5 protein-coding genes are annotated in these 6,574 nt (G+C 75.2%); 2 read left to right on the forward strand and 3 right to left on the reverse strand.

Features of this window, described 5'->3' with window-relative positions:
• The first annotated feature begins 91 nt into the window (after positions 1 to 91).
• Positions 92 to 454, forward strand: a complete 363-nt coding sequence (locus tag FOE67_RS12555) for a cytidine deaminase-like protein (RefSeq protein WP_182663610.1) — start codon at positions 92 to 94, stop codon at positions 452 to 454.
• A gap of 87 nt (positions 455 to 541) precedes the next feature.
• Positions 542 to 1,495 carry a GTPase Era gene (gene era / locus FOE67_RS12560; protein ID WP_182663612.1) on the forward strand — a complete coding sequence of 318 codons (954 nt, stop codon included), beginning with the start codon at positions 542 to 544 and terminating at the stop codon, positions 1,493 to 1,495.
• 10 nt (positions 1,496 to 1,505) lie between these two features.
• On the opposite strand, the gene FOE67_RS12565 is transcribed toward era, so the two are convergent.
• The 3 genes from FOE67_RS12565 to FOE67_RS12575 form a co-directional block, all read right to left on the reverse strand.
• Complete coding sequence (locus FOE67_RS12565; RefSeq protein WP_182663614.1) at positions 1,506 to 2,429, reverse strand: ribonuclease Z; 924 nt, start codon at positions 2,427 to 2,429, stop codon at positions 1,506 to 1,508.
• 57 nt (positions 2,430 to 2,486) lie between these two features.
• A complete protein-coding gene (locus tag FOE67_RS12570) occupies positions 2,487 to 2,846 on the reverse strand; it encodes a histidine triad nucleotide-binding protein (RefSeq protein WP_182663616.1) in 360 nt (119 codons plus the stop codon).
• Positions 2,847 to 3,008: 162 nt separating this feature from the next.
• Positions 3,009 to 6,296, reverse strand: a complete 3,288-nt coding sequence (locus tag FOE67_RS12575) for a S41 family peptidase (protein WP_182663618.1) — start codon at positions 6,294 to 6,296, stop codon at positions 3,009 to 3,011.
• Positions 6,297 to 6,574: the final 278 nt, after the last annotated feature.

Consider the following 6,574-nt stretch of genomic DNA (forward strand, 5'->3'; position numbering starts at 1 on the left):
GACCCGGGGGGATTCCCGACGGGCGTGACCCCGCGGGGCGGTGCCGTCCCGCGGAGGGGGCGCCCCCTCCGCGCCCGGCCCCGGTCTCTCTATGCTGCTCGCCATGAGCGATGACGCGCTGAACCCCGAGGACCGCAAGATCATCACCCTGGCGCGCAGCGCCCGGGCCCGCAACGGCGCCCCCGAGGGCGCGGCGGTCCGCGACGAGACCGGCCGCACCTACGTGGCGTCCACGGTCGCCCTGGAGTCCCTGCGGCTGAGCGCCCTGCGCACGGCCGTCGCCATGGCGGTGGCCAGCGGGGCCCGCTCGCTGGAGGCGGCGGCGGTGGTCACCGAGGCCGGGGAACCCACGGCCGAGGACCTCGCGGCCGTGCGGGACCTCGGCGGCGCCGGGACACCGGTGCTGTTGGCCGCGCCGGACGGCACGCCCCGGCCGACCACGACGGCGGGCTGACCCCGCCCGCCGACCGATCCGGTCCGTGGCCCGGCACCCGGCCCGCCCGCGGACCGGGTGCCGGACCCGGTGGCCGCATCGGGGAGAATGGCGGGCATGACCGCTCCCACCCCGGCCCCCTCCGAGGCCCCGCACCGTTCCGGTTTCGCCTGTTTCGTCGGGCGCCCCAACGCGGGGAAGTCCACCCTGACCAACGCCCTGGTGGGAACCAAGGTCGCGATCACCTCGAACCGTCCGCAGACCACGCGGCACACGGTGCGCGGCATCGTCCACCGGCCCGACGCCCAGCTGGTGCTGGTGGACACCCCCGGTCTGCACAAGCCGCGCACCCTTCTCGGCGAGCGGCTGAACGACGTGGTCCGCGCCACCTGGGCCGAGGTGGACGTGATCGGTTTCTGTCTCCCGGCCGACCAGAGGATCGGCCCCGGCGACCGTTACATCGCGCAGGAACTGGCCGGCGTCAAGCGCACCCCGAAGATCGCCGTCGTCACCAAGACCGACCTGGTGGACCAGCGGGAGCTGGCCGATCGACTCATCGCGGTGGACCAACTCGGCCGCGAGCTGGGCATCGAGTGGGCCGAGATCGTCCCGGTGTCGGCGGTGGCCGATCGGCAGGTGGGTCTGCTCGCCGACCTGCTGGTGCCGCTGCTGCCCGAGGGACCGATGCTCTACCCCGAGGGGGAGCTGACCGACGAGCCGGAGCAGGTCATGGTGGCGGAGCTGATCCGCGAGGCGGCCCTGGAGGGGGTGCGGGACGAGCTGCCGCACTCGATCGCGGTGGTGGTCGAGGAGATGCTGCCGCGCGGGGACCGGCCGGCGGACCGCCCGCTGCTGGACATCCACGCCAACATCTTCATCGAGCGCAGCAGTCAGAAGGGCATCGTGATCGGCCCCAAGGGGAGCCGGCTCAAGCGGGTGGGCACCACCTCTCGGCGGCAGATCGAGGCGCTGCTCGGAACGCCGGTCTTCCTGGACCTGCACGTGAAGGTGGCCAAGGACTGGCAGCGCGACCCCAAGCAGCTGCGCCGCCTGGGCTTCTGACGGTCGTTCCTCAGCCGCCGGTCCCGGACCGGCGGCGCGGGGGCACCGGGATCCGCGCCAGGTCCTCGGCGACGGTGAGTTCCCCCGTGAAGCCGGCCGCCCTGGCCTGGCGGGCGAAGGGTTCGGGGTCGCGGTAGCGGCGGCTGAAGTGGGTCAGCACCAGGTGCCGCACCCCGCCCGCGGCGGCCACCGTCCCGGCCTGGCCGGCGGTGAGGTGACCGTGTTCCTCCGCGAGCGCCACGTCCTCGTCGAGGAAGGTCGATTCGATCACCAGCAGGTCGCAGTCGGCGGCCAGTTCCCGCACCCCGTCGCACAGGCGGGTGTCCATGACGAAGGCCGCGACCTGGCCCGGTCGTTCCTCGCTGACCTCCTCCAGGGTGACCGCCCCCAGCCGCCCCTCCCGTTGCAACCGGCCCACGTCGGGGCCGGTGATGCCGTGGTCGGCCAGCCGCTGGGGCAGCATGCGCCGGGAGTCCGGCTCGCGGAGCCGGTAGCCGAAGGACTCCACCGGATGGGAGAGCCGGGCGGCGGAGAGCGTGAAGGCGGGGACCCGGGCGATCACGCCGTCGGCGGCGATCGGCTCCTCCCGCAGGGCCACGCTCTCCCGGTAGGCCGTGGCGTACCGCAGACGGTCGAAGAAGTGCCGTCCGCTCGCCGGGAAATGCGCGGTGACGGGGTGGGGGACGGCGTCGAGGTTGATGCGCTGGATCACACCGGGCAGGCCGAGGCAGTGGTCGCCGTGGAAGTGGGTGACGCAGATCCGGGTGATGTCGTGGGCGCTGACCCCGGCCCGGCTCATCTGTCGCTGGGTGCCCTCGCCGGGGTCGAAGAGGATGCCCTCGCCGTCCCAGCGCAGCAGGTAGCCGTTGTGGTTGCGGTGCCGGGTCGGTACCTGGCTGGCGGTGCCGAGCACCACGAGTTCACGCACGGACATCTCCCGCCGGAGGGGTGGGGAACGGACGGGCCCCGGGACCCCGGGGCGCGACGGGGCTCAGCCGGGGGGCCACTCCAGGCCGCGACCGGCCAGCACGTGCGCGTGCACGTGGAAGACCGTCTGCCCGGCGCCCGATCCCGTGTTGAGGACGATCCGGTACCCGCTGTCCTCCACTCCCTCCTGCTCCGCGACGGCGCCGGCGGTCGCCAGCACGTCGGCGGCGAGCGCGGGGGCCCCGGTCGCGAGGGAGGCCGCGTTCGGGTAGTGGGCGCGGGGGATGACCAGGACGTGCGTGGGGGCCTGGGGGTTGATGTCCCGGAAGGCCACCGTGGTCTCCGTCTCCAGGACCGTGGTGGCCGGAACCTCACCGGCCACGATCTTGCAGAACAGGCAGTGCGCGTCGGGTTCTCCAGCCATGGCCGGGATGCTACCGGGTTCCCGTGCGCCCGGTGGGACGCGGGCCGGGGACACGGGCGCGGACCACGGGCACGGCGCCCGGTCCCGTCCCCACCGGTGGGGACGGGACCGGGCGCCGTGCGACGGACCCGACCGGGTGCGCCGACCGGTGCCGACGGACCGTCAGAGCGGGGGCAGCTCCGGCGGAACGGCCGCCGGGTTGCGCTCCAACTCCTCCAGCGCCATCCGCACGGCCGTCTCCAGCTGGGGATCGCGGCCCGCGGCGTACTCGTGCGGCGCGATGGGCACCTCGACGTCCGGTTCGACGCCGTGGTTCTCCACCGACCAGTCGTACCCCTTGAGCCAGATCGCGTAGCGCGGCTGGGTGATGGCGGTGCCGTCCACCAGGTCGTAGCGCATGTCGATGCCGATCACCCCGCCCCAGGTGCGGGTGCCGACCACCGGCCCGAGGCCGAGGGTCCTGATCGCGGCGGTCACCATGTCGCCGTCGGAGCCCGCGTGCTCGTTGCTGATGGCCACGATCGGGCCGCGCGGGGCGTTCTCCGGGTAGCTCAGCGGCTCCTGGTGACGGATCAGGTCCCAACCGATGATCCGGCGCGCGAGCTTCTCGATCACCAGCTGCGAGGTGTGGCCGCCGCGGTTCTCGCGGACGTCCACGATCAGCCCCTCGCGCCCCATCTCCGTGCGCAGGTCGCGGTGGAGCTGGGCCCAGCCGCTGCTGACCATGTCCGGCACGTGCAGGTATCCCAGCCGCCCGTCGGACAGTTCGCGCACGGCGGCCCGGCGTCCGGCCACCCAGTCGTGGTACCGCAGTTGCTCCTCGCTGTCGAGCGGGACCACCACGGCGTGGCGGCGGGGCGAGCCGTCGGCCGGGGCGACGGTCAGCTCCACCGCCCGGTCGGCGGCACCGGCCAGCAGGGGGCCGGGGCCGGTGGTGGGGTCCACCGGGACGCCGTCCACCGCCAGGATCGCGTCGCCCTTCCGCACCGCCACACCCGGCGCGGCCAGCGGGGAGCGGGCCTGCGGGTCGGAGGTCTCCGAGGGGAGTACCCGCGCCACCCGCCAGGTGCCGTCCGCGTCGCGGGTCAGGTCGGCGCCGAGCAGGCCCTGGCGGCGGGCGGCCGGGACCGGGGAGGCGGGGGGCGTCACGTAGGCGTGGGAGGTACCCAGCTCCCCGTGGACCTCCCACAGCAGGTCCACCAGGTCGTCGTGGGTGGCGATCCGCTCGACCAGGGGCCGGTACTCGGCCAGCACCGCGTCCCAGTCGACGCCGCCCATGTCGGCCCGCCAGAAGTGGTCCCGCATCAGCCGGCCGGTCTCGTCGAACATCTGGCGCCACTCGGCGGCCGGGTCCACCGTCAGACGCACCCGGCCGAGGTCGAGGGTGATGTTCTGCTCGTCGTCCTCGCCGAGGTTGGAGGAGTCGGCGGGGACGCTGCGCAGACCGCCGGCGGTGCGCAGCAGGACGCGCCTGCCGTCGCCGGTGACCTCGAACTCCCGGATGTCGGAGGCGAGCGTGCCGGTCTTCAGCCGGGTGAGGTCGTACCGTTCCACGCTGGTGCCGGGGCGGTTGCCGCCGGGGGTGCCGGCGGAGGTGCCCAGGGTGCCGCTGATCGGTTGGCGCAGCCACAGCACCCCGTCGGCCCAGGCGCGCAGGTCGGAGTAGCGGCCCGCGTCCACGGGGAAGGGGATGATCCGGTCGGCGAGTCCCTCGATGTCCACCCGGGTGGTGGGGACGCGGGCGGCGCCGCTCTCCCCCTCCCCTGCGTCGGCGCCCGCCCCGCCGTCCCCGTGGCGACCGGCCGGGTCGCCGCCGTCCCCGCCGGGGACGGGACGGCCGTGGCGCTGCGGCCCGAACGGCGAGGGGGTCTCCGCCGCCAGGGTGAGCAGGTGGGGCCGGCAGGCGGCGGGGAAGGACAGGTCGAAGACGTGGGCGTCGTAGATCGGGTCGAAGGTGCGCTCGGAGAGGAACGCCAGGTGCTTGCCGTCGCGGGTGAAGACCGGGGAGAAGTCCCGGAAGCGCAGCGGCGTGGCCTCGACGACCCGGCGGTCGGCGACCCGGGCGAGCCTGAGCTGCCGCAGCGGGTTGCTCCCCGGGTGGGACCAGACCAGCCAGGCGGAGTCGGGTGAGAAGCCGAGGCCGTCGACGTCGCCGTGGGCGCTGCGGTCCAGTTCGTGAACGGCCCCGTCGGCGAGGTCCACCAGCAGCAGCCGGCCGTCGTGGGTCGCGACGGCGGCCCGGGAACCGTCGGGGGCCACGGCCAGGTCCAGCACCCGGCCCAGCTCGCCGGAGGCCAGGAGCCGGGGCGGGGCGCCCTCCTCCTGGGGCGCCGGCGCCGCGGGCGCCAGGGCCAGGGCGTCGTCGCCCTCGGCGTCGGTGACCCACAGCACCCGTTCGTTCTCGGCGTCGGCCGGCCGGAAGACCCGGGGCAGCCGGGCGCGAACCCCCGGGCGGACGTCCAGGGCCCGGACCGGCCCCTCCCGGTGGGTCAGCCAGTGCAGGGTGCCGCGGGTCTCCACGGCGCTGCCCCGCCCGTCGTGGTCGGGGGCGATGCCGCCCAGCCGCCGGAGGGCGGGGACGGGTCGGGGGCGGCGGTCGGCGCGGCGACCGGCGAGGCGGATGCCGTCCAGGGGGCGCGGTTCGTCGGCGTCGAGGGATTCCAGGAGCCAGAGCTCGCCGCGCCGCATCCAGGCCACCCGCTCGCCGTCGGTGGCGGCCTGTCGGGCGTAGCCGCCGTCCAGCGGGGAGTGCCGGCGCAGGTCGGAGCCGTCGGGCAGGGAGGAGTACAGGGCGCCGGTGTTCTCGTGGTCGGAGATGAAGGCGATGCGCCCGCCCACCCACATGGGCCATTCGAGATTGCCGTTCAGGTCGGCGTGGACCCGCTCGAAGGTGCCGGAGCCGTCGCGGTCGATCCACAGCTTGCCCGCGGTACCGCCGCGGTACCGCTTCCAGCGGGCGCCGTCCCGGCCCCGGGACTGGCCGGCGGAAACCACCAGAACGGCCCCGCCGGGTCCGTGGGCGACGGAGCTGACGGGGCCGTACGGCAGGACGCGGGAGGGGCCGCCGTCCACGGGCACCGCGCGGACCACGGTGTGGCGGGGTGAGGGCTGTCCCCAGGGGGTGATGGCCAGGATCTCCGGCCCGCCGTCCCCGGTGCCGGGCAGCCAGCCGCGGACTCCGGTCTCCCCGCTGCCCCAGTGGGTGAGGCGGCGGGAGGGGCCGCCGTCCACGGCGGCGAGGTGTACCTCGGGGGCGCCGTCCCGGGTGGAGGTCCAGGCGATGTGTTCGCCGTCGGGCGACAGTCGTGGGGTGGAGACGGGGACGGCGTCGGCGCCGACCCGCCAGGCCCGGCCACCGGCCACCGGCGCCGCCCACACGTCGTCCTCGGCGACGAAGGTCAGGAGGTCACCGTTCGGATGCGGATATCGCAGATAGGAAGGAGCTGTCACGTCTCGCACCCTAGGAGGCGGAGGCCGGCGGCGACAGGTGTTTTCCCCGCTCGGTGGGCGCGGGTCGCGCACGCGGGGAGCGTGTGCGACCGGGGTCCGACGGGCCGCCGGGCCGGGTGCGGACCCCACCGGCGGGGCGGGCCCCGCGGGCGACGCGCCGGGAGGCGCACGACGCGCCGATTCACCACCCCGCTGTTACCGTGCGATAAGCCGACCGAACGGACGGATCCATGCGATCCGGGGCGGGACCCCCGTCCCCGACCGTATCCCCCCTCACC

This window comes from Streptomyces calidiresistens (assembly GCF_014141525.1).
In the GTDB taxonomy this organism is placed as follows: domain Bacteria; phylum Actinomycetota; class Actinomycetes; order Streptomycetales; family Streptomycetaceae; genus Streptomyces; species Streptomyces calidiresistens.